Source organism: Rhodoferax sp. SPJ21 (assembly GCF_058216335.1).
Map to the genome: position 1 here is coordinate 137376 of NZ_JBYZMO010000002.1, position 22156 is coordinate 159531.

28 protein-coding genes are annotated in these 22156 nt (G+C 62.7%); 9 read left to right on the forward strand and 19 right to left on the reverse strand.

The annotated features are described in order from the left end of the window. Positions 1-12: 12 nt before the first annotated feature. Together AC4BBN_RS08380 and AC4BBN_RS08385 are read right to left on the reverse strand one after the other, a co-directional pair. Positions 13-570: a YcnI family protein gene (locus tag AC4BBN_RS08380; RefSeq protein ID WP_490591535.1), complete on the reverse strand. Its 558-nt coding sequence runs from the start codon at positions 568-570 to the stop codon at positions 13-15. Between the two features lie 76 nt (positions 571-646). After that, on the reverse strand, positions 647-1006 hold the full coding sequence (locus tag AC4BBN_RS08385; protein ID WP_490591536.1) for a DUF2946 family protein: 360 nt from the start codon (positions 1004-1006) through the stop codon (positions 647-649). A 129-nt stretch (positions 1007-1135) separates the two neighbouring features. Here AC4BBN_RS08385 and AC4BBN_RS08390 point away from each other — a divergent pair, with 129 nt between their 5' ends. From AC4BBN_RS08390 to AC4BBN_RS08400, 3 genes are all read left to right on the forward strand, one after another. Further along, positions 1136-2683, forward strand: coding sequence for a T6SS phospholipase effector Tle1-like catalytic domain-containing protein (locus tag AC4BBN_RS08390; protein ID WP_490591537.1), 1548 nt, complete (start codon positions 1136-1138; stop codon positions 2681-2683). 141 nt (positions 2684-2824) lie between these two features. Then, a complete protein-coding gene (locus AC4BBN_RS08395) occupies positions 2825-3754 on the forward strand; it encodes a UDP-2,3-diacylglucosamine diphosphatase (RefSeq protein WP_490591538.1) in 930 nt (309 codons plus the stop codon). Positions 3755-3897: 143 nt separating this feature from the next. Then, positions 3898-4503 carry a hypothetical protein gene (locus tag AC4BBN_RS08400; RefSeq protein ID WP_490591539.1) on the forward strand — a complete coding sequence of 202 codons (606 nt, stop codon included), beginning with the start codon at positions 3898-3900 and terminating at the stop codon, positions 4501-4503. Between the two features lie 43 nt (positions 4504-4546). Here AC4BBN_RS08400 and AC4BBN_RS08405 read toward each other — a convergent pair whose 3' ends face one another. After that, positions 4547-6196, reverse strand: a complete 1650-nt coding sequence (locus AC4BBN_RS08405) for an aminotransferase class III-fold pyridoxal phosphate-dependent enzyme (RefSeq protein ID WP_490591540.1) — start codon at positions 6194-6196, stop codon at positions 4547-4549. A 29-nt stretch (positions 6197-6225) separates the two neighbouring features. Here AC4BBN_RS08405 and asd (AC4BBN_RS08410) point away from each other — a divergent pair, with 29 nt between their 5' ends. Further along, a complete protein-coding gene (gene asd, locus AC4BBN_RS08410; protein WP_490591541.1) occupies positions 6226-7107 on the forward strand; it encodes an archaetidylserine decarboxylase in 882 nt (293 codons plus the stop codon). Here asd (AC4BBN_RS08410) and AC4BBN_RS08415 read toward each other — a convergent pair. From AC4BBN_RS08415 to AC4BBN_RS08430, 4 genes are all read right to left on the reverse strand, one after another. Next, positions 7088-8347, reverse strand: coding sequence for a glycosyltransferase family 4 protein (locus AC4BBN_RS08415; protein ID WP_490591542.1), 1260 nt, complete (start codon positions 8345-8347; stop codon positions 7088-7090). The genes asd (AC4BBN_RS08410) and AC4BBN_RS08415 overlap by 20 nt on opposite strands. 54 nt (positions 8348-8401) lie before the next feature. Next, positions 8402-9637, reverse strand: coding sequence for a lysophospholipid transporter LplT (gene lplT, locus AC4BBN_RS08420; RefSeq protein WP_490591543.1), 1236 nt, complete (start codon positions 9635-9637; stop codon positions 8402-8404). Between the two features lie 163 nt (positions 9638-9800). Then, on the reverse strand, positions 9801-10217 hold the full coding sequence (locus tag AC4BBN_RS08425; protein ID WP_490591544.1) for an energy transducer TonB: 417 nt from the start codon (positions 10215-10217) through the stop codon (positions 9801-9803). A gap of 22 nt (positions 10218-10239) precedes the next feature. After that, the gene (locus AC4BBN_RS08430) at positions 10240-11229 is read right to left on the reverse strand and encodes a fumarylacetoacetate hydrolase family protein (protein ID WP_490591545.1); all 990 of its coding nucleotides are present in this window, start codon (positions 11227-11229) and stop codon (positions 10240-10242) included. Between the two features lie 44 nt (positions 11230-11273). Between AC4BBN_RS08430 and AC4BBN_RS08435 the strand changes: the two genes are divergently transcribed. From AC4BBN_RS08435 to purU, 4 genes are all read left to right on the forward strand, one after another. Then, positions 11274-12389 (forward strand): DUF3108 domain-containing protein, encoded by a 1116-nt coding sequence (locus tag AC4BBN_RS08435; RefSeq protein WP_490591546.1) that lies wholly within the window; start codon positions 11274-11276, stop codon positions 12387-12389. 87 nt (positions 12390-12476) lie between these two features. Next, positions 12477-12770, forward strand: coding sequence for a BTH_I0359 family protein (locus tag AC4BBN_RS08440; protein WP_490591547.1), 294 nt, complete (start codon positions 12477-12479; stop codon positions 12768-12770). Positions 12771-12772: 2 nt separating this feature from the next. Next, positions 12773-13573 carry a ChaN family lipoprotein gene (locus AC4BBN_RS08445; RefSeq protein WP_490591548.1) on the forward strand — a complete coding sequence of 267 codons (801 nt, stop codon included), beginning with the start codon at positions 12773-12775 and terminating at the stop codon, positions 13571-13573. 120 nt (positions 13574-13693) lie between these two features. Beyond that, entirely contained in the window at positions 13694-14542 is an 849-nt protein-coding gene (gene purU, locus AC4BBN_RS08450) for a formyltetrahydrofolate deformylase (RefSeq protein WP_490591549.1), read from the forward strand. Between the two features lie 133 nt (positions 14543-14675). Here the strand turns inward: purU and asd (AC4BBN_RS08455) are convergent, their stop codons facing one another. After that, a complete protein-coding gene (gene asd / locus AC4BBN_RS08455) occupies positions 14676-15515 on the reverse strand; it encodes an archaetidylserine decarboxylase (protein ID WP_490591550.1) in 840 nt (279 codons plus the stop codon). A gap of 71 nt (positions 15516-15586) precedes the next feature. Here asd (AC4BBN_RS08455) and AC4BBN_RS08460 point away from each other — a divergent pair, with 71 nt between their 5' ends. Continuing rightward, positions 15587-16459, forward strand: coding sequence for a LysR substrate-binding domain-containing protein (locus tag AC4BBN_RS08460; RefSeq protein ID WP_490591551.1), 873 nt, complete (start codon positions 15587-15589; stop codon positions 16457-16459). Positions 16460-16544: 85 nt separating this feature from the next. On the opposite strand, the gene AC4BBN_RS08465 is transcribed toward AC4BBN_RS08460, so the two are convergent. From AC4BBN_RS08465 to rplC, 11 genes are all read right to left on the reverse strand, one after another. Further along, entirely contained in the window at positions 16545-17054 is a 510-nt protein-coding gene (locus tag AC4BBN_RS08465) for a peroxiredoxin (RefSeq protein WP_490591552.1), read from the reverse strand. Between the two features lie 104 nt (positions 17055-17158). Next, on the reverse strand, positions 17159-17428 hold the full coding sequence (gene rpsQ / locus AC4BBN_RS08470) for a 30S ribosomal protein S17 (protein WP_092759968.1): 270 nt from the start codon (positions 17426-17428) through the stop codon (positions 17159-17161). A gap of 11 nt (positions 17429-17439) precedes the next feature. Then, positions 17440-17649: a 50S ribosomal protein L29 gene (rpmC, locus tag AC4BBN_RS08475; protein WP_490591553.1), complete on the reverse strand. Its 210-nt coding sequence runs from the start codon at positions 17647-17649 to the stop codon at positions 17440-17442. 13 nt (positions 17650-17662) lie between these two features. Beyond that, positions 17663-18079 (reverse strand): 50S ribosomal protein L16, encoded by a 417-nt coding sequence (gene rplP / locus AC4BBN_RS08480; protein WP_029708121.1) that lies wholly within the window; start codon positions 18077-18079, stop codon positions 17663-17665. A gap of 2 nt (positions 18080-18081) precedes the next feature. Beyond that, the gene (rpsC, locus tag AC4BBN_RS08485) at positions 18082-18984 is read right to left on the reverse strand and encodes a 30S ribosomal protein S3 (protein ID WP_490591554.1); all 903 of its coding nucleotides are present in this window, start codon (positions 18982-18984) and stop codon (positions 18082-18084) included. Positions 18985-18998: 14 nt separating this feature from the next. Then, the gene (rplV, locus tag AC4BBN_RS08490) at positions 18999-19328 is read right to left on the reverse strand and encodes a 50S ribosomal protein L22 (RefSeq protein WP_490591555.1); all 330 of its coding nucleotides are present in this window, start codon (positions 19326-19328) and stop codon (positions 18999-19001) included. Positions 19329-19337: 9 nt separating this feature from the next. Beyond that, positions 19338-19616, reverse strand: coding sequence for a 30S ribosomal protein S19 (gene rpsS, locus AC4BBN_RS08495; protein ID WP_076196164.1), 279 nt, complete (start codon positions 19614-19616; stop codon positions 19338-19340). 11 nt (positions 19617-19627) lie between these two features. Continuing rightward, entirely contained in the window at positions 19628-20452 is an 825-nt protein-coding gene (rplB, locus tag AC4BBN_RS08500; protein WP_490591556.1) for a 50S ribosomal protein L2, read from the reverse strand. Positions 20453-20454: 2 nt separating this feature from the next. Beyond that, on the reverse strand, positions 20455-20775 hold the full coding sequence (rplW, locus tag AC4BBN_RS08505) for a 50S ribosomal protein L23 (RefSeq protein WP_369821623.1): 321 nt from the start codon (positions 20773-20775) through the stop codon (positions 20455-20457). A gap of 5 nt (positions 20776-20780) precedes the next feature. Further along, positions 20781-21401, reverse strand: a complete 621-nt coding sequence (rplD, locus tag AC4BBN_RS08510) for a 50S ribosomal protein L4 (protein ID WP_092759960.1) — start codon at positions 21399-21401, stop codon at positions 20781-20783. Continuing rightward, positions 21401-22075 (reverse strand): 50S ribosomal protein L3, encoded by a 675-nt coding sequence (gene rplC / locus AC4BBN_RS08515; RefSeq protein WP_490591557.1) that lies wholly within the window; start codon positions 22073-22075, stop codon positions 21401-21403. Before rplC ends, rplD begins: the two co-directional genes overlap by 1 nt. Between the last annotated feature and the right edge of the window lie 81 nt (positions 22076-22156).

Here is a 22156-nt window from a genome sequence, read left to right on the forward strand (position 1 = left end):
GTAATCAAAGCCTCAATGTTGGTGGCCGCCGACGTGGTCGGAGGGGATGATTTCCAGCTTGGCAGCGGGCGATTTCAGGTCATGCGCAGATTTGCCGGGGGCCGGAATCTCGGCCCAGTCGGTGCTGCCTTGTTCGCAGGTTTGCAGCACTTTGAACCACATCGCACCACCCTCACCACCGGTAGCCGGCAGGCTGCCGCGCAGCACGAATTCGTCGAAGTAGGCATCGGGCAGCGCGTTGCCGGGGGATGCGGTCCAGGTGATGCTGGTCACACCTTCGGTGATCTGCTTGCCGTGGTCATCCAACGGCTTGTCCAGCTTGCCGACCACGGTGGACAACACCCAGCCCGCCTTGGGCATGGGCTTGGCGCCCTGGAAGCCAGCCGGCACGGTGACGCGGATGGCCGTGGTGGCAGTGCCGTTGCAGCCGTGGCCCACGCGCAGGGCCGCGTTGTAGCCGGTGTTGCCCAAGGCGGCGGGCTCGGCCAGAACAATATGGGCAAAAGTGCTGCTGGCGCACACGGATACTGCGCAAGCAGCTACGAATTTAATAGCAAAAGAAAAAGACATGGAACAACCTCTGGATCAAGACGAAACAAGCCTCCAGCGCAGATACAACCTGCGCTGGCAGCTACACATTTGATAGTCAGAGGAAGGTCGGGGGCCCGCGTGCGGGCAGGGGCGCAGCGGTCAGCCAGGCCAGGCGCGCGGCGGGGATGCTGCGCAGCGCATAGGCCAGCGGCTGGGCGGGCGCCACACGCAGCTGCACCTCGGGCGGTGGCAGGCCACCACCGGTGATGCACAGCGGGCAGTCGCCCATCTGGCTTACCACCTGGCTGCTGCCGTCGGCCGACTTGACCAGCAGCTTGACACTACCCACGCTGGAGCAGACCAGCTCCAGCGACTGGTGGTTGACCAGCGGCGCGGCGATCGCCACACCCAGCGACAACACAAAGCACAGCAGCGCCCAGCGGGCAATGGCGTGTGTGTGGCGCAGGAAGAACATGTGGCAATTATCTACCGCGCCGCAGCGCGTGCCGACGCAGATTGCTATTTGCCGAAAGCCTGCACAGAATAAGAATGGCCTTCTTTCACGCCCAACCTGCGGCCCCGCCCGCACCACCACCGCAGCACTATGAAGCGACTCATCATTTCCAACGACGGTACCTGGAACGCCCCCGACCAGGAAGACAACGGTGTGCTTGCACCGACCAATGTGGTCAAGCTGCACAACGCCCTGGCATTGCACAGCAGCGACGGGGTGGAACAAGTCTCCTACTACCACCCCGGCGTGGGCGCCAAGACCCATCTGCTGGAGACGGCCGCCGGCGGCGCCGTGGGCGCGGGCATCAGCAAGCACATCTGCAGCGCCTACCACTGGCTGGCCACGCAGTACGAACCGGGCGACGAGATCTACATCTTCGGCTTCAGCCGGGGTGCCTTCACCGCACGCAGCCTGGGCGGTCTGCTGGGCCGAGGCCTGCTGGACCTGCGCAACCTGCCGCCCAAGGACGCCTGGGCCCGCGTGGACGCGGCCTACGCGGCCTACCAGCAGTACGAAAAACGCACACTGGACGACCGCCGCTGGGCCGCTGGCTGGAACTTCTTCCACGGCCTGGACGCCACGCCAATACGCTTCATCGGCGTGTGGGACACGGTGGGCGCTTTAGGCGTACCAGACGACCTGGAGCTACTGAACCTGTTTGACAACGCCGAAAAATGGCGCTTCCACGATACCCGGCTGGGCGCCCATGTGCGCACCGCACGCCATGCCATGGCCATCGACGAAATTCGCGCCAGCTTCACCGTCACGCGCTGGGCCAATGCCAGCGAGCACCCGGACGCAAAGGAGTTGTGGTTTCCCGGCGTGCACTGCAATGTGGGCGGCGGCTATGCCAACACAGATCTCTCCGACAGCGCACTGCAATGGATGATGCAAGAGGCCCAGGCCGCCGGCATTACCTTCCGCCCCGGGGTGCAAGACATACTCAAACCCAACCCACTGGGCGTGCTGCACAACTCCTACAAAGGTGCATTTGCCAAGCTGCGCTCGCGCCCACGCAAACTGGAGGCGATGGTGCCAGCCAACCAGGCGCTGTTCCACCCCAGCGTGCTGGCGCGCCAGGCTGCGTCGCCCATCGCCTACCCCGCCTACCACCCCACCACCCGGCTAGCACCCGGCCAAAGCCACACGCTGGACGTGCACGCCGACACCCAGTGGAACGCCAGCGGCGTGTACCTGGCGGCGGGCGAAAAATACCGCTTCAGTGCCACTGGGGAATGGCTGGATGCCAACGACGCTTGCGACTGGCGTGGCACCGAAGACGGCAACTTCACAGCTGGCGACATCATCCGCCTGGGCGGCTCGGCCCTGGGCCACATAGAAGACCTGGTGAAGAAGGCCAGCAAGAATCCGTCCACCGATTTCTGGCTGAGCAAACGGGTGGAGAGCTACGGCTGGTTCACGCTGGTGGGCGCCATCGCCAACGACTCCGGCGTGGACGCCATCGTGCCCAACGACGGCAGCCCCAGCCCGCACGAGTACCTGGACTTGCCCGCGCATGAACACAACGCCTTCCAGGTGCAAAACCCCGGCTACCTGTTCTGCTTTGCCAACGACGTATGGAGCCTGTATGGCAACAACCACGGCAGCGTGCGGCTGACCATCACGCGCACCGCGTAAGCGCACGGCGTTGCCGTGTCATGCAAATGACACAGCAATGCCGTGGAGCCGTCACATCAGCGCGACACACTGGCGGGACATCGCTTTGACAAGGAGCCGCCATGCCCGATTTGACGCCCATCCTGTGCCGCAGGAGCGCCGATGCTGCAGCAGTTTGACGCAGGCCGTGCAGGCACGGCGCCCTGGCTGGCGGCCCTGCAGCCCAAGCCCGGGAGCACAGAGCACGACCATGACGACGACATCGGCCATGGCCAGCGCTACCGCTGCATCTTCATCTCGGACCTGCACCTGGGTACACCCGGCTGCCAGGCCGAGCCGCTGTTGCGCTTTTTGAAAGCGCACCCCAGCGACTACCTGTACCTGGTGGGCGACATCATCGACGGTTGGCAGCTGCGCCGGCGCTGGTACTGGCCGCAGGCCCACAACGACGTGGTGCAAAAGCTGCTGCGCCGCGCCCGCAAAGGCTGCCGCGTGATCTTTGTGCCCGGCAACCACGATGAGTTCGCACGCGGCTTCGTAGGCCACCACTTCGGCGGCATCGAGGTGGTGCAGGACGCGGTGCACGTCACCACCGATGGCCGCAAGCTGTGGGTGGTGCACGGCGACCACTTCGACGCCGTGGTGCAGTACGCCAAATGGCTGGCCTATCTGGGCGACAACCTGTACGAGCTGACGCTGAAGCTGAACCGCCACCTGAACAGCTTTCGCGCGCGCATGGGCCTGCCCTATTGGTCGCTATCGTCGTACCTGAAGGGCAAGGTAAAGACCGCGCTGAACTACGTCACCGACTTTGAAGACGCCGTAGCCGCCGAGGCCCGCAAGCGCGGCCACCACGGCGTGGTCTGCGGCCATATCCACCGCGCCGAGATGCGCACCATCAACGGCACGCTGTACTGCAACGACGGCGACTGGGTAGAGAGCCGCACCGCCCTGGTGGAGCACATGGACGGGCGCCTGGAAGTGCTGCATTGGCAGGACCCGGTGGAGGCCACGCCCAGCGCTGCCATCGCCGCGCCGCGCCCTAAGGCCGCAGCCGCCGTGGCCAGCCAGCCCGCCGAAGTGGTGCGCTAAGGCAAGCAGCGCTTCATCACGCCGGATACGCGCCATGCACAGCACCACACCCACCTGCGTCCGCCAGCAAATTCACCCGCCTGTCACAGCGCCTGTCACTGTTTCGTCACCCCGATTTTTTACCGCCCACATAAGGAGCCACCATGTCTGATTTTTTCGAGCAACTCAAGATCCAGCGCTGGGACGACCACCGCTACTACCACCACAGCCGCATCAACCAGTCGCTGCATCTGGTCAGCGCGGTCAGCTTCGTCTGCGCCTACGCCCTACTGTTCAAGGACCCGGCCCTGGCCGCGCTGCTGGCCTGGCTGGTGTCCATGACCAGCCGCCAGGCCGGCCACTTCTTCTTCGAACCCAAGGGCTATGACGTGGTGAACCAAGCCACGCACGAGCACAAGGAAGACATCAAGGTGGGCTACAACCTGCGCCGCAAGGTGGTGCTGATGGCCATCTGGGTCGCGTCGCCACTGCTGCTGGTGTGGCAGCCCAGCCTGTTCGGCCTGCTGGACCCGCACACCGGCTGGGAAAGCTTTGCACGCAACACCGGCATGGTGTGGCTGGCGGTCGGCGTGGGCGGCCTGGTGTTCCGCACCGTGCACCTGTTCTTCATCAAGGACGTAGAGGCCGGCCTGGTGTGGATGACCAAGATCCTGACCGACCCCTTCCACGACATCACGCTGTACTACAAGGCCCCTCTGGCCTTGATGCGTGGCGAGTTGATCGAGCCACGCCAAGCCCACCACGCCTAAAACAAAGCTGTGCCCCGGCTTCGCAGCAGGGGCACAGTCCCGTTCAAAACTTCTTCGCCAACATTTCCCGCAACACCCGGCGCTTGATGGACTTGTTGGTCAGCTCCGGGTTATGCCACCACCAGCCGTCGGCCTGCATGGCCTGGGCGGCGCGCACAAAGCGCTGGGCCACGGCTTCAAAGTCGGCGTCGCTGTAGTTCAGGCTGAAGATGAAACGCCCCGTGCCCACCCAGCTCAAAGCCAAGCCTTCCAGCCGCAAATAATGTTGAAGCAAAAAGTTGTAGCAGGCCGGCTGGGTATAGAGCACGGTCCAGATGGACGACATATTCGCCACCTGCACCGGCAGGCCGGCGGCCTGCAGGCGCTGGTTCAGCAGGGCAGCACGCTGGTCCCAGCGTGCGTCCTGCCCGGCGTACAGCGCCTGGATCGGCGCTGTGTCCAGGCTTTGCAAAAACACGTTCATCGCGCCCATCACATAGGGATGGGCGTTGAAGGTGCCGCGCGCGAAGCAGATGTCGGCCGGAGCCTCATCACGAAAGCGCTTCATCCACGCATGCTTGCCGCAGACCACGCCCACCGGCAGGCCGCCGCCCAGGGTCTTGCCGTAGGTGACCATATCGGCCTGCACGCCAAAGTACTGCTGCGCGCCGCCGGGTGCCAGGCGGAAGCCGACAAACACTTCGTCGAAGATCAGGGCAATGTTTTTCTCGGTGCAGATCTCGCGCAACCGCTGCAGCCAGCGGGTGTAGGCCGCGCGGTCGTAATGCGCTTGGCGCGAGCTGTCGAGCAGCGACGAGTCGCCGGGCGCGCCGATATTCGGGTGCAGGGCTTGCAGCGGGTTCACCAGCACGCAGGCAATATCCTTGCGCTTGCGCAGCACGCTCAAGGTCGCCTCGCCCATGTCCTTCAGGGTGTAGGTATCGCGCTCGGTCATGGGGTTGCCGATGCCAGGCTGCACATCGCCCCACCAGCCGTGGTACGCGCCGCAAAAGCGCAGCAGGTGCGTGCGGCCCGTGTGGTAGCGCGCCAGTCGCACGGCCTGCATCACCGCCTCGGTGCCGGACATGTGGAAACTCACCTCGTCCATACCGGAGATGGCCTTAAGCCGCTGCGCGTTGTCGGCCACCACCGGGTGGTAGGAGCCCAGTACCGGGCCCAGCTCTGCCACCAGGGCACTGCCTTGGGCAATGCTGTCCTTGTAGTAGTCGTTGCCGAACAGGTTCACGCCGTAGGACCCGGTCAGGTCGTAGAACACATTGCCGTCCATATCGGTCAGCGTCACGCCGCTGGTGGACTGCACAAAAGAGCCGGTCTTCAGCGCCTTGCCGAACAGCTCGCGGAACTGGTAGGGCAGCTTGTAGGCAGCTATGAATTGCATGTCCGAAATATCGCCCTCGGCCGCACGCGTCAGCGCCAGGCTTTTGGCATAGCGCTCGCCGAACTGTGCGGCCAGCCGGGCCAGCGCGGTCTTGCGCAGGCCCACCACTTCGGGCGGTGCGCCGTCCAGGCCAAAGGCTTGCGTTTCGTCGTAGCGGTAGCTGGGCAGTTGGGCCGCCATGCGGCGCGCCATGCGCGGGTGGCCGGTGAGCGAGCCGTGCTTGGCCAGCGACAGCTCCAGCCGGGTCTTCACGCGTGCCGCACCGTACAGCAGGGCACCGCCTGCGGCGGCGTACAGAGCCAGAGTTTCATTCACAACATTTTTCCTTTCAAAAGAGATTGACCATGCAGATACGCCAGCACATCCAGCAACTGCTGAAGCACGAGGACCTGAACTTTTTGCTGACCAACCGCCTGCCCCGGCGCTGGCTGACCCAGGCCATGGGTTGGTTCAGCCAGATTGAGCAGCCGCTGGTGCGCGACGCATCCATCGCGGTGTGGAAGTTCTTCTCCGACCTGGACCTGTCGGAGGCGAAGAAAACGCAGTTCAAAAGCATGCACGACTGCTTTACCCGCGAGCTGAAAGACGGCTTGCGCCCGCTGGCCATGGACCCTGCGGTCATGAGCAGCCCCAGCGACGGCATCGTGGGCGCCAGCGGCCCCATCCAGGGCACGCAGGTGTTCCAGGCCAAGAGCTTTCCGTACATGCTGGAAGACCTGCTGGGCGATGAAGCGCACAGCGGCGAATGGCGCGATGGCTACTTCGTTACGCTGAGGCTCACGTCCAGCATGTACCACCGCTTCCACGCGCCGCAGGACTGCACGGTGGAGAAAGTGACCTACTTTTCCGGCGACACATGGAACGTGAATCCGATCGCCTTGAAGCGGGTTGAGAAACTGTTCTGCAAGAACGAGCGCGCCTTTATCAAGACCCGCATCACCGGCGACGGCCCGGCCCAGGGCCAGCCGATTGCGCTGGTGCCGGTGGCTGCCATTCTGGTGGCCAGCATCCGCCTGCATTTTCTGGATGTGCTGCTGCACCTGAAGTACAAGGGCCCGACCACCCTGCCCTGCAACGCCAGCTTCCGCAAGGGGCAGGAGATGGGCTGGTTTCAGCACGGCTCCACCATCATCGTGCTAGCGCCCAAGGGCTTCACGCTGTGCGAAGGTCTGCGCGAAGGCTCGGCGGTCCGCATGGGCCAAGCCCTTATGCGCTGGGAACGCTAGTTGCGCTGGTGGCGCTAGGCAGGAGGTGCGGCGCCAGGCTGAAATGGCCTCCGTGGCACTGCACCACGGTGCGCAAGGTGCCCACAAAGCTGTCGTACACCGCAGCCCAGCCCAGGTGGGCCACGCTGGCCGCCGCCTGCTGGCGCATGGCCTGCAAGGCGGGCCGGTCGCTGGCCATGGCCACGGCAGCCTGTACAAACTGCATTTCTTCGCCCAGGGGCACCAGCGTGCCGTTGTGGCCAGGCCGCACCACATTGGCTGCCGCCGCATAGTCGTAGGCCAGCACCGGCACGCCGCTGGCCAGGGCCTCGGGCACCACATTGCCATAGGTTTCGGTGGTGCTGGGGAACAGGAACAGGTCGCCCGATGCGTAATGGGTAGCCAGGTCTTCGCCCTGGCGCAGGCCGGCGAAATGGGCGTGCGGGCAGTTGTCCTGCAGCAGCTTGCGCAGCGGGCCATCGCCCACCAGCACCAGCTTGGCATTGGGTACACGGGCCTGGATGGCGGCAAAGGCCAGCATCACCGAACCCACATTCTTTTCCTTGGCCAGGCGGCCCACATGCACCACCACCAGATCGTCCTCGGCCACGCCCCAGCTGGCGCGCAATGCGCTGGAGCGGCGGGCCGGGCTGAACTGCGATAGCTCCACGCCGCGCGATAGCACCGACACATTGCGGTAGCCGCGCGCCTGCAGCGCCGCCACCAGGGCCGGCGTGGGCACTAAAGTGGCCATGGTGCGGTTGTGTAGCTTGCGCAAATATGCGTCTATGGGCGTCTTCAACAGACCCAGGCCGTAGTGGCCGGAGTAGTTATGGAAATTGGTGTGGAACGAGCTGGTCACCGGCAGCTGCAGCTTGCGCGCGGCTGTCACGGCCGACCAGCCCAGCGGGCCTTCGGTGGCCACATGCACCACGTCGGGCCGCATCTGCTGCCACAGCTTGACCAGCCGGTTCTTGGACGGCAGGCCGAAGCGGAAGTTGCCGTAGCTGGGAATCGGCACGCCGGGCGACAGCACCTCGTCCAGCCCCTCGCGCGGCGGACTGCCGACGTCGGCGCCAGGCTGGCGCGGGCGCACGATCTGTACCGCATGGCCACGCTGCAACAGCCCCTCCACCAGGCGGCCCAGGGTCATGGCGACCCCGTTGACCTCGGGCGGGAAGGTCTCTGTCACCAATGCAATCCGCAGACTGGACGGGTGGGCAGCGAACGATTCGACGATGATCTCTTCGGTGTTTTTCACAGGCCCGAGGCTACGGACTGCTAATTTCAGATTGATGATGCTTTTATGGCAGTTTCAAGACACCGCAGCATTCGCCACTCCCGCCCGGTGGTGGCGCAGCGTGATCAAGGCCATGGTGCTGGCCACCAGCAGGCCAAAGCACCACAGCAGCTGGTGCAGCTCCAGCCGCAGCGCGGTGGCAGCCGCGTACAGCGACAGCATCAGCAGGATGCCGGCGTTCTCGTTAAAACCCTGTACGGCGATTGAGCGCCCGGCCGTCAGCAGCTGCTGTCCGCGGTGCTGCAGCAGGGCATTCATGGGCACCACGAAGAAGCCTGCCAGCCCACCCACCAGCATCAACAGGCCCGCCGCCCAGCCCAGGGAGTGCACGCCCACCATGCAAGGCACCAGCAGGCCCATGGCGATGCCCAGGGGCAGCACGCGGGTGGCTTGCTCCAGGCGCAACATTTGGCTGGCCAGCGTGGCCCCGGCGATCACGCCCACTGCCGTCACGCCCTGCAGATAAGCCGCCTGGCTCAGCGCCAGGCCCAGCGCGGACTCGGCCCAGCGCAGCACCACCAGCTGCAAGGTGGCGCCAATGCCCCAGAGCAGCGTGGTCACCGCCATGGACACGCCACCCAGCGGATCGCGCCACAGCGTCAGGTTTTCACGGAAGAAGCGGCGCACCAGGTACACCGCGTGGAAGGAATGCCGGGCATAGCGCACGCCGCTGTCCGGCACACCGGCATTCAGCAGCGCGGCCAGCAGGTACAGCAGCAACAGGCCCAGCATGCCGGCATGCAGCGAAGTGGGCGTGGCACCCACGGCCACCGCGAGCTCGGGCGGCAGCAGATTGCGCAGCTGCGGGCTGACCAGCGCGCCACCCAGCACTGTGCCCAGCAGGGCCGCGCAGACTGTGCTGCCTTCGATATAGCCGTTGGCCCGCACCAACTGGTCAGCCGGCAGCATCTCGGTGATCAGTCCGTATTTGGCGGGCGCGTAGACGGCGGCACCCAGACCGGCCAGGGCCAAAGCCAGCATCGGGTCGGAGCCCGCCACCAGCAGGGCGGCGGCCAGGGCCTTCAGAAGATTCGCCGCCACCATGACCCGGCCCTTGGGCCAGGTGTCGGCCAGCGCGCCGACAAACGGCGCCAGGAACACATAGCACAGGGTGAAGCTGAGCTTCAGCAGGGGCACAGTCCAGGCCTCGGCCGCCAGCTCCAGCATGCGGGCGATGGCCACGATGAGCAAGGCGTTGTCGGCCAGTGCGGAGACAAACTGCACCGCAATGACCCGGTAGAAAGCTGGCATGGTGGAGGCACACTGGTAGCGCCGCGCCACAGTCGGTGCGGTCAGCCAGCGATTCCAACAAAACCCTGTGTAGTCTGTGTGACGCTATGGAGTATTTGTGCCAAAACGGGCTGTAGCGCAGATAATACCTGCGCAAGCAGCTACATAAACCATAGCAATCAGCTTAACGGGGCCGGTCGTAGAACGGGAAGGTGAACGGCACGCTGACCGTCACCGCCTGGGCCTTACCCTGGCTGTAATAAGGGTTCAGGCGCAGGCCCTGCACAGCGTCCAACGCGGCCTGGTCCAGCAGCGGGTTTGCGCTGGACTGCGACACCCGCGAACGCAGCACGCTGCCCGAGGCGTCCACCAGCATCTGCACCACCACCGTGCTGTTGTGCGAGCGGTCGCGCACCAGGTCTTTTTCCGGCGGTGGCACCTTGGGCTGCACCTGCGCCGTGATGCCCAGGTCTTGCAGCCGTGCCTCCTGGTCCGGCCAGACCGGCTCGGGGATGGACGAGGCGCATGCCGATACCAGCAGCGCGGCCAACAAGGCGGAGCACAGGCCCGCCAACGATTTCTTAGCGATTAAATTTCGCATCAACATATCCTTTGAATATTCTTCAGCGCAACCAGGGCGCCAGTTCATGGTCGATGGCGCCAAACAGGCTGTGGCCGTCCTTGCCCATCATCTCGATGCGTACGGTGTCGCCGTACTGCAGATAGCCGGTACTGGGCGTGCCACCGTTCAGCGGGTCCTGGGCCTCCATGGCGCGCTTTTCCGCGATGCTGTGGTAGCCCTTGGGCCACTGCATCTGCGCTTTCTGCGCCACGCCAGCATTCGCCACCGGGCCGCTGCCGATGATGCTACCGGCACGCACGGCGCGGGTGCTGCACACATGGGCCACCAGCTGGCCGAAATGGAACCGCATCTCAGGCCCCGCGTCGCACATGCCAACCTTGCGGCCGTTCCAGCTGGTGTGCAGAGGCAGGTGCACGCGGCCCTTGTCCCAGGTGTCGCCCAGCTCGTCCAGCGTGATAGCCACCGGGCTGAAGGCCACGGCCGGCGCGCTCTGCACCCAGCCCGCGCCCTTGGCCTGCTCCGCCGCCTCCACGCTGCGCAGACGCACGCTATTGGCCAGCAGCAGCAGGCGCACGCCGTCCAGCGCCTGCTCGGGGCTGGCGCCTTGGGGGACATCGGCGGTGATGGCGGCCAGACCTGCGCAGAAGTCCACGCCCAGGGCTTCAGAGCCGCAGCGCAGCGGCTCGCAGGCGCCCAGGAAATGGTCGCCGCTGCCAGGGGCCATCACCAGGCTGGTATCGGACTCGGGCGGGCGCAGCAAGCTGGGGTAGGCCTGGGCCTCGGCCCACTGGTAGGCACGCGGCAAAGGTGCCATGCACTGGCGCGCGTCGAACGGGAAGCTGTGGCGGCCCCTGCCGTGGTTGAGCGCGTCGTACAGGTCTTGCAGCTGCGGGCTCATAAAGCCCCAGTCGTCCAGCACCTGCTGCAGGCGGCTGGCGATGCCGGTCGCATAATGGGCCGTCGCCAGGTCGCGCGACACCACCACCAGCTGGCCGTCGCGCGAACCGTCTTGGTAGGTGGCTAATTTCATGGCGGTGTCCGCCGGGAGGGGATGGAGAAGCGTTGCATAGTCAAATGAGTTTAACGAAGGCTTCCGCCGCAACCTCTTCCGTCCCGCTGCGGGGCCTGCTGGTGCTGGGCGCCGCCGTGGTGCTGGCCCACCTGGCCGTGCTACAAACGCTGCCCGCCGTGCTGCAGGTGAATGCACCTGGCGCTACGACGGTGCGTGCCCTGAATACGCGCAGCATTCCGGCGCCCGTGCCTGCGCCACCGGCACCGCCGGTGCCCATCGCCAAACCGCCCGCACCACTCAAGCCGCGCCCAACGCCACGCGCCGCTGAACCAGCCCCTGAACCAGCGGACAGCGTGGCAGTTGCCGACGCCTCGCCGGTAGCGCCGCTCCCCGACCCCGCCGCCTCTGCCGCCGAAGCAGCTGCCCCTGCCGCATCCGAGCCCATAGCCACCCCAGTACCTCCGCCACCCGCGCCAGCGCCCGAGCCCGTGGCGTCCGCCCCCGTACCGCCAGCACCTACAGTGACCCAGGCCACCGCCTTCCGCTTTGCCGACCCGGTGCGGCTGCTCTACAACCTCAGCGGTCAGGCCAAAAAGCTGCACTACGACGCCCGTGGAGAATTGCTGTGGCAGCAGGACGGCCAGCATTACGATGCCAGGCTAGCCGGTAGGATGCTGTTTCTTTTTTCGCTCACCTATACCAGCAGCGGCAGCATCACGACCGCCGGACTAGCGCCCCAGCGCTTTTCTTACAAACGGTCTAGCGAACTCGCCGCCCATTTCGACTACGACAAGGGCCGCGCCACCTTCAGCGCCAATACGCCCGACGTGCCCCTGCTGCCCGCCGCACAGGACCAGCTCAGCGTGGTGCTGCAGATCGGCGGCATGCTGGCCGCCGACCCGTCGCACTACCCGCCGGGCAGCACCATCACGCTGCAGACCGTGGGCCCGCGCGACGCCGACATCTGGAAGTTCAATGTCGAAGGGCCAGACAAGGCCTACGTGCCCTACGACAGCATAGACACCCTGAAACTCACCCGCGAGCCACTCAAGGAGTTCGACAAAAAGGTCGAGCTGTGGCTGGGCCCCAGCATTTCCTACCTGCCAGTGCGGCTGAAAATCACGGAACCGAACGGAGATTTCCTCGACCAGCAGTTGCGTGCGGTCGAAAAGCCCTAAGCTGAGATAGCGAGAAGTGGCACAGAACTTGAATTCCCCGCTATCGCGACCATATAGCCCATAGTGATTGAGAAAAGGACACCCACCATGAACACGCTATACGACTCCGAATCCTTTGCGGTGGTCCACATGCAGCCCGACGCTGCCAACGCCGCCCTGCTGGCGCCCGCCGACCCGCCGCGCGCGCCCACGCTGGAACGCCACGGCTTTGAAATCGTCGACAAACGCTCGGGTAAAGAGGTCTACCTGGACGGGTCCTGGGCCGAGTTGTTCCAGCAGCATATTTCGGCCTGGCAGCTGAACACGCCGACCCAGGAAGAAGTCGAAGACACGCTGGAGCAATACGCCGGCCTGGCGCAAAACCCGGTACTGGTGCACTGAGCGTGCGGCTCAGCGCCGCCACGCTGCTGGCTTGCTGCACCGCCCTGTTGTGGGGCTGCGCCAGCGTACCCAGCGTAGACCAGCGTGTGCAGGCCCTGCTGCCGGCCGACGCCATCCTGCTCGGCGAGCAGCACGACGCCACCGAGCACCAGCAGATCCACCGCCAGGTGATTGAAACCCTGGCAACACGCGGCCAACTAGCCGCCGTGGCCCTGGAAATGGCCGAGCAAGGCCACGACACCCGCGCCCTGCCCCGCGACGCATCCCAGGAACAAGTACAGACCGCGCTCCAGTGGGACGACGCTGGCTGGCCTTGGGCCGCCTACGGCCCGGCGGTGATGGCCGCAGTCCACGCCGGCGTGCCGGTACTGGGTGCCAATCTGCCGCGCGCGCAAATGCGTACGGCCATGGGCAACGCCAGCTTGGACATGCAACTGCCCGGCCCCGCACTCAAAGCCCAGCAGCAGTCCATCCGCCTGGGCCACTGCGGCCTGCTGCCTGAAAGCCAGATCGGCCCCATGACGCGCATCCAGATAGCCCGCGACCAGGCCATGGCGCAGACCCTGCAGGCTGCGGCGCTGCCTGGCAAGACCGTGCTGCTACTGACCGGCAGCGGCCATGCCGACCCCAGCCTGGGCGTGCCGCAGCACCTACCGGACAATTTCACGTCAAAATCTATTGTGCTGCAGGTGCAATCTGCGCAAGAAGCTAGCAAAAACATAGCATCCTTCGACCAGACCTGGGTGACGCCCAGCATCCCGGCAAAAGACTACTGCTCTACACTTCAAGCCAAACCACCGTAAACACACAAGGCCCCAGGCCAAAGAACCCACGGAACCGGCTTTGCCGGGCCGTCGGATTCGCCCCCTGCAAGGGGGTTGGCGCAGCGACATGCAATGCGCGCAGCCTGGGGGTGTACAACAATGACCACTGCTTACATCCTCACCCTGTCTTGCCCGGACCGCCCTGGCATCGTCCACGCCGTCTCGGGTTTCCTGCTGGAGCGCGGCAGCAACATCGAAGAAGCCGCCCAGTACAACGACCACGACACCGGCCTGTTCTTCATGCGAGTGCAGTTCGCCTGCGACCAGATTCCCGCCGACGTACTGCGCAGCGCGCTGACCAGCTTCGCCGAAGGTTTCAAAATGCAGTGGAGCCTGCACAACACCTCGGAGCCGGTGCGCACGGTGCTGATGGTCAGCAAGGAAGGCCATTGCCTGAACGACCTGCTGTTCCGCTGGAAAAGCGGCCTGCTGCCGCTGGACATCCGCGCCATCGTCAGCAACCACCGCGACTTCTACCAACTGGCCGCCAGCTACAACGTGCCCTTCCACCACATCCCCGTGACCGCTGCGACCAAGGCCCAGGCCGAGGCGCGCATCTACGAAGTCATCGAAAACGAAGGCGCGGAACTGGTGGTGCTGGCGCGCTACATGCAGATTTTGAGCAACGACCTATGCCAGAAGCTGAGTGGCCGGGCCATCAACATCCACCACAGCTTTCTGCCCAGCTTCAAGGGTGCCAAGCCCTACTACCAGGCGCATGACCGTGGCGTGAAACTGATCGGTGCCACCGCCCACTATGTGACAGCGGACCTGGACGAAGGCCCGATCATTGAGCAGGACGTAGCCCGCGTGGACCACAGCCGCACGGTAGAGCACTTCACCGCCCAGGGCCGGGATACCGAGAGCCAAGTGCTGGCCCGCGCCGTCAAGTGGCACAGCGAGCACCGCGTGCTGCTCAACGGCCACAAGACGGTCATCTTCAAGTAACTGTTTAGTTCCAGAACCACCGCGGAACTGGCTTTGCCAGGCCGCTGGTGGTGCCCCCTGCATGTCTCATCGGTATTACAAACCGATGCGAGGGGGGTGGGCGGAAACACGCAGTGTGGAGCCTGGGGGTGTGCTAGCGCTTTGCCATCACTTCGCCCAGGCGTACGCTGCTAGCGGGCGCCCAGGCGGGGTTGAAGTTCAGCGGGCCCTCGGGGAACAACATCACCACGGTGGAGCCCAGCAGAAAGCGGCCCATCTCCTCGCCCTGCTTCAAGACGATCTGCTGCTGGTCATAGCGCCATTCGCGCACCGGGCCACGCGGCGGGTTGATCACACCTTGCCAGACAGTCGCCATGCTGCCGACGATGGCGGCCCCCACCAACACCAGCACAAACGGACCGCGCTCCGAGTCAAACACGCAGACCACCCGCTCGTTGCGCGCGAACAGACCAGGCACGCCCTGCGCCGTCACCGGATTCACCGAGAACAGGTCGCCCGGCACGTAAACCATGCGCGTCAGGCGCCCATCGCAGGGCATGTGGATGCGGTGGTAGTCCTTAGGGCTCAGGTAGATATTGGCAAAGTGGCCGTTCTCGAACTGCGCGCCCAACGCCGCGTCGCCGCCTACCAGCGCGGTGGTTGAAAAAGTATGGCCCTTGGCCTGGAAGATCTGGTCGCGCTCGATACGGCCAAACTGGCTGATCGCGCCATCCACCGGGCACACCAGATCGGCCTGGGCCAGCGGGCGCGCACCAGGCTTCAATGCACGGGTGAAAAACTCGTTGAAGCTTGCGTAGCTGGTGATGTCTGGATTGGCCGCCTCGGCCATATTCACCCCGTATTTGCCTACAAACCAACGGATGATTCCGGTAGTGATGCTGCCGGCGCGGGCCGTGGCGACGTGCCAGCCAAATGCGGTGATGGCGTGCTTGGGCAACAGGTACTGCAGCCACACTTTGAAACGGTCAGACACGCGCAATCCCCTAGGCAAAAAAGGGGGCCATTGTACCGAGCACCCCCTGCGACAAGGGGGACAATGCCGGCATGAGTGCTACGCGTATACCCCCGATTCAGTGCCTGCTGACCTTCGAAGCTTTAGCCCGCTTGCGCAGCGTAACGCAGGCGGCCGAAGAGCTGTGCGTCACCTCCAGTGCGGTCAGCCATCGGGTCAAACAGCTGGAGCAAATCTTGGGCACCAAGCTATTTGGCAGGGCCGACTTTTCGCTCACGACCGAGGGCAGCGAGTACCTGGCCCATGTACGCGAAGGCCTGTCCATCCTGGAACGCTTTCCCAGCACCGCATCTGCCCCAGGCAAGCGCAAGCTGCGCCTGGCCGTGACGCCCACGTTTGCCCGGTCCATCCTGATTCCTCGGCTGCGCCAGTTCACCGAGGCCTATCCCGAGATCGACTTGGCTTTGCACGTCTCCATACCGCTGCTAGACGTGGTGGCCGAGGATGCTGACCTGGTGGTGCGCTTCGGCACCGGTCGCTATGCCGACGTGGAACACATCTGCCTGACCCGCGACGAGGTCACGCCGCTGGCCTCGCCTGCTTTTGTCCGCGAGCACGGTCCATTCGACAGCGTGGCCGACCTGGAAGGAGCGCAGCTACTCCGCTCACCGCTCGAACCGTGGCGCACATGGTTCGCCGCCCACCAGCTGGACTGGCCCGAGCCCGCAGATGGCTCCCAGTTCAACGACATCGGCCTGATGTGCGACGCCGCCGCGGCCGGCATGGGCATTGGCCTGGTGCGCCTGCGCCTGGGCGCGCCTTGGTTGGAAAGCGGAGCGCTGGTCAAACTGTTCACCCGCAGCGTGCCCAGCCCCCATGCCCATTACCTGTGCTGGCAAACCGGCACGATGGACCGCTGGGAATGCGCCGCTTTCGCCGACTGGTTGAAGAAGGCCATGGCCTGAACGCGCAATCTGACTTTACAAACAAAAAGAGCTGCTGGCGCAGGTAATACCTGCGCCAGCAGCTCTATTATTGATAGCAAACAGCTTACGCGGCTTTGGCTTGGGCCAGCAAGGTGGCTGCGTCGCTGACTTCGAATTTGCCACCAGCTTCAACATTCAAGGTAACAACCACGCCGTTTTTCACCAGCATGGAATAGCGGTTGCTGCGCAGGCCCAGACCCTTGGCCGTCAGGTCCAGCGTCAGGCCGGTGGCCTTGGCGAAATCGGCACTGCCATCTCCCAGCATACGGACCTTGCCAGCAGTCTTCTGGTCGCGCGCCCAGGCGCCCATGACGAAAGCGTCGTTCACGCTGACACACCAGATTTCATCCACACCGGCTGCCTTGAACGCTTCCGCGCTGGCCAGGTAGCCCGGCACATGCTGGGCCGAGCAGGTGGGCGTGAACGCGCCTGGCAGTGCAAACAGGGCAATCGTCTTGCCGGCCGTGGCCTTGGCAACATCCACCGCGTTCGGGCCGATGCTGCAGCCTTCACCTTCGACTTCGGAGTACTCAAACAAGGTGGTGGAAGGAAGTGTGTCGCCGACTTTGATCATGGAATGCTCCTGGGAATGAAGAAATAAAAAAGGGGCCACGTTTCCGTCGCCCCACAAACAAAAACGGTCCACATTGTGGACCGTTTCCTAAGCAGCTTGCAGTATTAAACCGCAATAGCCTTTTGTACCAAGCGGGTAGCAACCCAGTTCTTGGTCTTCGAGATCGGACGGCTTTCCGTGATCTCAATGGTGTCGCCCAGCTTGAACTCGCCCTTTTCGTCATGGGCGTGGTACTTGCTCGACTTACCAACGATCTTGCCGTAGAGCTCGTGCTTCACACGGCGCTCGATCAGCACGGTCACAGTCTTTGCTCGTTTGTCGCTGACCACCTTGCCAATCAAGGTGCGCTTGAGGGATGTTTTAGCTTCCGTCATGTTTTCGCTCCTTACTTAGCGGCTTTGTCAGCGGCTTGCTTCTCGACAAGAATGGTCTTGGCGCGGGCAATATCACGACGCGCAGTGCGGATCGTGGCTGTGTTGTTGAGTTGTTGCGTGGCTTTTTGCATACGCAGGCCGAAATGGGCGCGTTGCAGCGCTTTCACTTCGTCCTTCAGGCCGGCGACGTCTTTGGTGCGCAGTTCAGTAGATTTGGTCATATCAGTCTCCTGCTTACTGGCCAATCATGCGGGCAACGAAGGTGGTACGCAAAGGCAATTTGGCAGCAGCCAAACGGAACGCTTCACGGGCCAGTTCTTCAGGAACGCCGACGATTTCAAAAACAATCTTACCCGGCTGAATTTCAGCCACGTAATACTCAGGGTTACCCTTACCGTTACCCATACGCACTTCAGCAGGCTTTTGGGAAATTGGCTTGTCAGGGAACACGCGGATCCAGATACGGCCGCCACGCTTCACGTGACGGGAAATCGCACGGCGTGCGGCTTCAATCTGGCGGGCCGTCAGACGGCCACGATCCGTGCACTTCAGACCGAAATCACCGAACGCAACCGAGCTACCCCGGGTTGCGATGCCGGTGTTACGGCCTTTTTGCTCTTTGCGGTACTTGCGACGCGCTGGTTGCAACATGTTTATTCTCCTTTACCGTCAGCTGCAACAGGTGCAGCAGGCGCGGCTACTTTACGGACGCGCTGAACGGTAGATTTCGGTGCAGCTGCACCTGTGGCTTCAACAGGCTTGTCGCTGCCGTCTGCAGGAGCCGCATTGGCACCTGCTGGACGACGGGGACCACGTGCTGGAGGACGGTCGTTACCACCGGGACGGCCACCGCGATCATCGCGACGGGGGCCACGGGGGCGACGCTCTTCTTCATTGCGCGGCTCTTGCACTGCAGGCAGATCGTTACGACCCAGGGTGTCACCCTTGTAGACCCAAACCTTCACGCCAATAATGCCGTAAGTGGTTTTGGCTTCAGAGGTGCCGTAGTCGATGTCTGCACGCAAGGTGTGCAGTGGCACGCGACCTTCGCGATACCACTCGCAACGAGCGATTTCAATGCCATTCAGACGGCCAGACGACATGATCTTGATGCCCAGGGCACCCAGACGCATGGCGTTTTGCATGGCGCGCTTCATAGCACGGCGGAACATGATGCGCTTTTCGAGCTGCTGGGTGATCGAGTCAGCGATCAGCTTGGCATCGATTTCAGGCTTGCGCACTTCTTCGATGTTCACTGCCACTGGCACGTTCAGCTGCTTGGCCAGATCACGCTTGAGGTTCTCGATGTCTTCGCCTTTCTTGCCGATCACGACGCCCGGACGAGCCGAGAAAATCGTGATACGGGCGTTCTTGGCAGGACGCTCGATCAGAATGCGCGAAACCGAAGCGTTCTTCAGCTTGGCCTTCAAGTACTCACGCACCTTGATGTCTTCAGCCAGCATGCCGGCGAAGTCATTATTGCTGGCGTACCAGCGGCTGGACCAGTTGCGGCTGACCGACAAACGGAAGCCGGTTGGGTGGATTTTTTGTCCCATATCTTCCCGACCTCTTAATTGCCAACCGTCACGTACACATGGCACGTGGGCTTGCTGATACGGTTACCACGGCCTTTTGCACGGGCCGTGAAGCGCTTGAGCGTGGCACCTTGTTCAACGAAGATGGTTTTAACCTTCAACTCGTCGATATCGGCACCGTCATTGTGCTCAGCGTTGGCGATAGCGGACTCCAGAACCTTCTTGATGATCACAGCAGCTTTTTTCTGCGTGAATTCAAGAACGTTCAGAGCTTGGTCTACCTTTTTGCCGCGGATCAAATCTGCGACCAGGCGACCCTTGTCAACAGACAAGCGAACGCCGCGAAGGACTGCACGTGTTTCCATGGTCTTTCCTTATTTCCGCACGACTTTTTTGTCGGCAGGGTGACCCTTGAAAGTACGGGTGAGTGCGAACTCTCCCAACTTGTGGCCCACCATTTGGTCGGTGATATAGACAGGGACGTGCTGTTTGCCGTTGTGCACAGCAATGGTCAGGCCGATGAAATCGGGCAAGATCATGGAACGACGCGACCAGGTCTTGATTGGCTTTTTGTCCTTGGTTGCTACGGCTTTTTCAGCCTTGGCAATCAGGTGGTGGTCTACGAATGGACCTTTTTTGAGTGAGCGAGTCATCTAGCTACCCCTTACTTCTTACGACGCGACACCACCATCACTTGGGTGCGCTTGTTGTTACGGGTACGGTAACCCTTGGTCAGATTGCCCCAAGGATCGACTGGATGACGGCCTTCGCCGGTCTTACCTTCACCACCGCCGTGTGGGTGATCCACAGGGTTCATGACCACACCGCGAACGGTTGGGCGGATACCCATCCAGCGCTTCACACCGGCCTTGCCCAAGCGGCGCAGGCTGTGTTCTTCGTTGGCGACTTCACCAATGGTGGCGCGGCATTCGATGTGGATCTTGCGAACTTCACCGGAGCGCATACGCACTTGAGCGTAGGTGCCTTCACGTGCCAGCAGCGTTGCCGAGGTACCAGCCGAACGCGCGATTTGCGCACCAGCACCGGGCTTGAGCTCGATGCAATGGATGGTGGAACCCACAGGAATGTTGCGGATTGGCAGAGTGTTACCAGCGCGGATCGGGGCTTCAGCACCACTCAGCAGGGTTGCACCGGCTTCCAGACCACGGGGAGCAATGATGTAACGACGTTCGCCGTCGGCATAGCACACCAAAGCGATGTGGGCAGTACGGTTTGGGTCGTATTCAATGCGTTCCACTTTAGCGGGAATGCCGTCCTTGTTGCGAACAAAGTCCACAACGCGGTAATGGTGCTTGTGACCACCGCCGCGATGACGCGTCGTGATGTGACCGTTGTTGTTACGGCCGGCCTTCTGGAACTGAGGCTCCAGCAAAGCTGCGTGAGGAGCACCCTTGTACAGGTGATCACGCGTGACCTTCACCATGCCGCGTTGGCCTGGCGAAGTGGGTTTCATTTTAATGACAGCCATGATTACGCGGCCTCCCCAGTCAGGTTCAGCTCTTGACCTGGCTTCAGCGTCACATAGGCCTTACGAACGTTGTCGCGGCGACCGATGGATTTGCCAAAACGCTTGGTTTTGCCCTTGGTGTTGACCACAGAAACGCCCTTGACTTCCACCTTGAACATCAGCTGCACAGCAGCCATGATTTCGTGCTTCGTCGCGTCCTGGAGTACCTTGAACGTCACAGCATTGGACTTTTCAGCAACCATGGTGGCCTTTTCGGACACGATGGGAGCGATCAGCACTTGCATCAGACGGCCTTCGTCGAATTGACGGTTGGTCAAATTCATGCGGCTCATGCGAACATCTCCTGGAGTTTGTCCATGGCAGCCTTGGTCACCAGAACCTTCTTGTAGTGCACCAGCGACACCGGATCGGCGTAACGGGGTTCAACCACCAGAATGTTCACGAGGTTACGGGAAGCCAGATACAGGTTTTCATCGATTTGGTCAGAGATGACCAGCACGGATGCCAGGTTCATAGCCTTGAACTTTGCCGCCAGGGGCTTGGTCTTGGGGGAATCCACCGTCAACGAATCGACCACGGCCAGACGACCTTCACGGGCCAGCTGCGACAAAATCGCGGCCATACCAGCGCGGTACATCTTCTTGTTGATCTTTTGCGTGAAGTTTTCATCAGGCATGTTCGGGAAAATACGACCGCCTCCGCGCCACAGTGGCGAGGACGTCATACCGGCACGTGCGCGGCCAGTTCCCTTTTGCTTGAATGGCTTCTTGGTCGAGTGGCGAACCTGCTCGCGGTCTTTTTGGGCACGGGTGCCTTGACGCGCGTTGGCTTGGAAAGCGACTACGACTTGGTGAACCAAGTCTTCGTTGTAAGCACGACCGAATACGGTTTCGGGCACATCGATCTTCGATGCGGCCTGACCTTGGTCATTCAGGAGTTCGAGCTGCATTAGTTCGCTCCTTTTGCTGCTTTGGCCTTAATGGCCGGACGCACCGTCACAAACCCACCCTTGGAACCAGGAACTGCGCCCCGGATCAAAAGCAGCTGACGGGCTTCGTCAATACGGATCACATCCAGGTTTTGAGTGGTGACTGTGTCCACACCCAAATGACCCGTCATGCGCTTGCCAGGGAACACGCGACCTGGATCCTGGGCCATACCAATGGAGCCAGGAACATTGTGCGAGCGGCTGTTACCGTGCGAAGCACGTTGCGAGCTCATGTGGTGACGCTTGATGGTACCGGCGTAGCCTTTACCAATCGTCGTACCTTGCACGTCGACTTTTTGACCCACCGCAAACACAGCACCGGCCGACACCACAGAACCCGCTTTGTATTGGGCTGCAGCATCCGACGTGACGCGGAATTCTTGGATGATTTCACCGGCTTCCACGCCTGCTTTCGCAAGGTGACCGGCTTCTGGCTTGGTCACACGCGAAGCTTTGCGTGCGCCGAACGTGACCTGCAAGGCCACGTAGCCGTCGTTCTCTTGGGATTTGATCTGGGTAACACGGTTGTTAGACACGTCTACCACCGTGACAGGAACTGCGTCCCCGTCATCGGTGAATAGGCGCATCATGCCTACCTTGCGGCCCAGCAACCCTAGGGAGTTGCTTTGACTCATTTTTTTCTCCGTAACTTCCACCCATGTAACTGCAATTGGCTACACGGTTTTAGTGTGAAAGACTGTTAATAAAACCGCGCC

Coding starts and splice junctions, on each gene's coding strand:
- AC4BBN_RS08380 (WP_490591535.1), bottom strand. CDS start 570: ATGTCTTTTTCTTTTGCTATTAAATTCGTAGCTGCTTGCGCAGTATCC.
- AC4BBN_RS08385 (WP_490591536.1), bottom strand. CDS start 1,006: ATGTTCTTCCTGCGCCACACACACGCCATTGCCCGCTGGGCGCTGCTG.
- AC4BBN_RS08390 (WP_490591537.1), top strand. CDS start 1,136: ATGAAGCGACTCATCATTTCCAACGACGGTACCTGGAACGCCCCCGAC.
- AC4BBN_RS08395 (WP_490591538.1), top strand. CDS start 2,825: ATGCTGCAGCAGTTTGACGCAGGCCGTGCAGGCACGGCGCCCTGGCTG.
- AC4BBN_RS08400 (WP_490591539.1), top strand. CDS start 3,898: ATGTCTGATTTTTTCGAGCAACTCAAGATCCAGCGCTGGGACGACCAC.
- asd (WP_490591541.1), top strand. CDS start 6,226: ATGCAGATACGCCAGCACATCCAGCAACTGCTGAAGCACGAGGACCTG.
- lplT (WP_490591543.1), bottom strand. CDS start 9,637: ATGCCAGCTTTCTACCGGGTCATTGCGGTGCAGTTTGTCTCCGCACTG.
- AC4BBN_RS08425 (WP_490591544.1), bottom strand. CDS start 10,217: ATGCGAAATTTAATCGCTAAGAAATCGTTGGCGGGCCTGTGCTCCGCC.
- AC4BBN_RS08430 (WP_490591545.1), bottom strand. CDS start 11,229: ATGAAATTAGCCACCTACCAAGACGGTTCGCGCGACGGCCAGCTGGTG.
- AC4BBN_RS08435 (WP_490591546.1), top strand. CDS start 11,274: ATGAGTTTAACGAAGGCTTCCGCCGCAACCTCTTCCGTCCCGCTGCGG.
- AC4BBN_RS08440 (WP_490591547.1), top strand. CDS start 12,477: ATGAACACGCTATACGACTCCGAATCCTTTGCGGTGGTCCACATGCAG.
- purU (WP_490591549.1), top strand. CDS start 13,694: ATGACCACTGCTTACATCCTCACCCTGTCTTGCCCGGACCGCCCTGGC.
- AC4BBN_RS08460 (WP_490591551.1), top strand. CDS start 15,587: ATGAGTGCTACGCGTATACCCCCGATTCAGTGCCTGCTGACCTTCGAA.
- AC4BBN_RS08465 (WP_490591552.1), bottom strand. CDS start 17,054: ATGATCAAAGTCGGCGACACACTTCCTTCCACCACCTTGTTTGAGTAC.
- rpsQ (WP_092759968.1), bottom strand. CDS start 17,428: ATGACGGAAGCTAAAACATCCCTCAAGCGCACCTTGATTGGCAAGGTG.
- rpmC (WP_490591553.1), bottom strand. CDS start 17,649: ATGACCAAATCTACTGAACTGCGCACCAAAGACGTCGCCGGCCTGAAG.
- rplP (WP_029708121.1), bottom strand. CDS start 18,079: ATGTTGCAACCAGCGCGTCGCAAGTACCGCAAAGAGCAAAAAGGCCGT.
- rpsC (WP_490591554.1), bottom strand. CDS start 18,984: ATGGGACAAAAAATCCACCCAACCGGCTTCCGTTTGTCGGTCAGCCGC.
- rplV (WP_490591555.1), bottom strand. CDS start 19,328: ATGGAAACACGTGCAGTCCTTCGCGGCGTTCGCTTGTCTGTTGACAAG.
- rpsS (WP_076196164.1), bottom strand. CDS start 19,616: ATGACTCGCTCACTCAAAAAAGGTCCATTCGTAGACCACCACCTGATT.
- rplB (WP_490591556.1), bottom strand. CDS start 20,452: ATGGCTGTCATTAAAATGAAACCCACTTCGCCAGGCCAACGCGGCATG.
- rplW (WP_369821623.1), bottom strand. CDS start 20,775: ATGAATTTGACCAACCGTCAATTCGACGAAGGCCGTCTGATGCAAGTG.
- rplD (WP_092759960.1), bottom strand. CDS start 21,401: ATGCAGCTCGAACTCCTGAATGACCAAGGTCAGGCCGCATCGAAGATC.
- rplC (WP_490591557.1), bottom strand. CDS start 22,075: ATGAGTCAAAGCAACTCCCTAGGGTTGCTGGGCCGCAAGGTAGGCATG.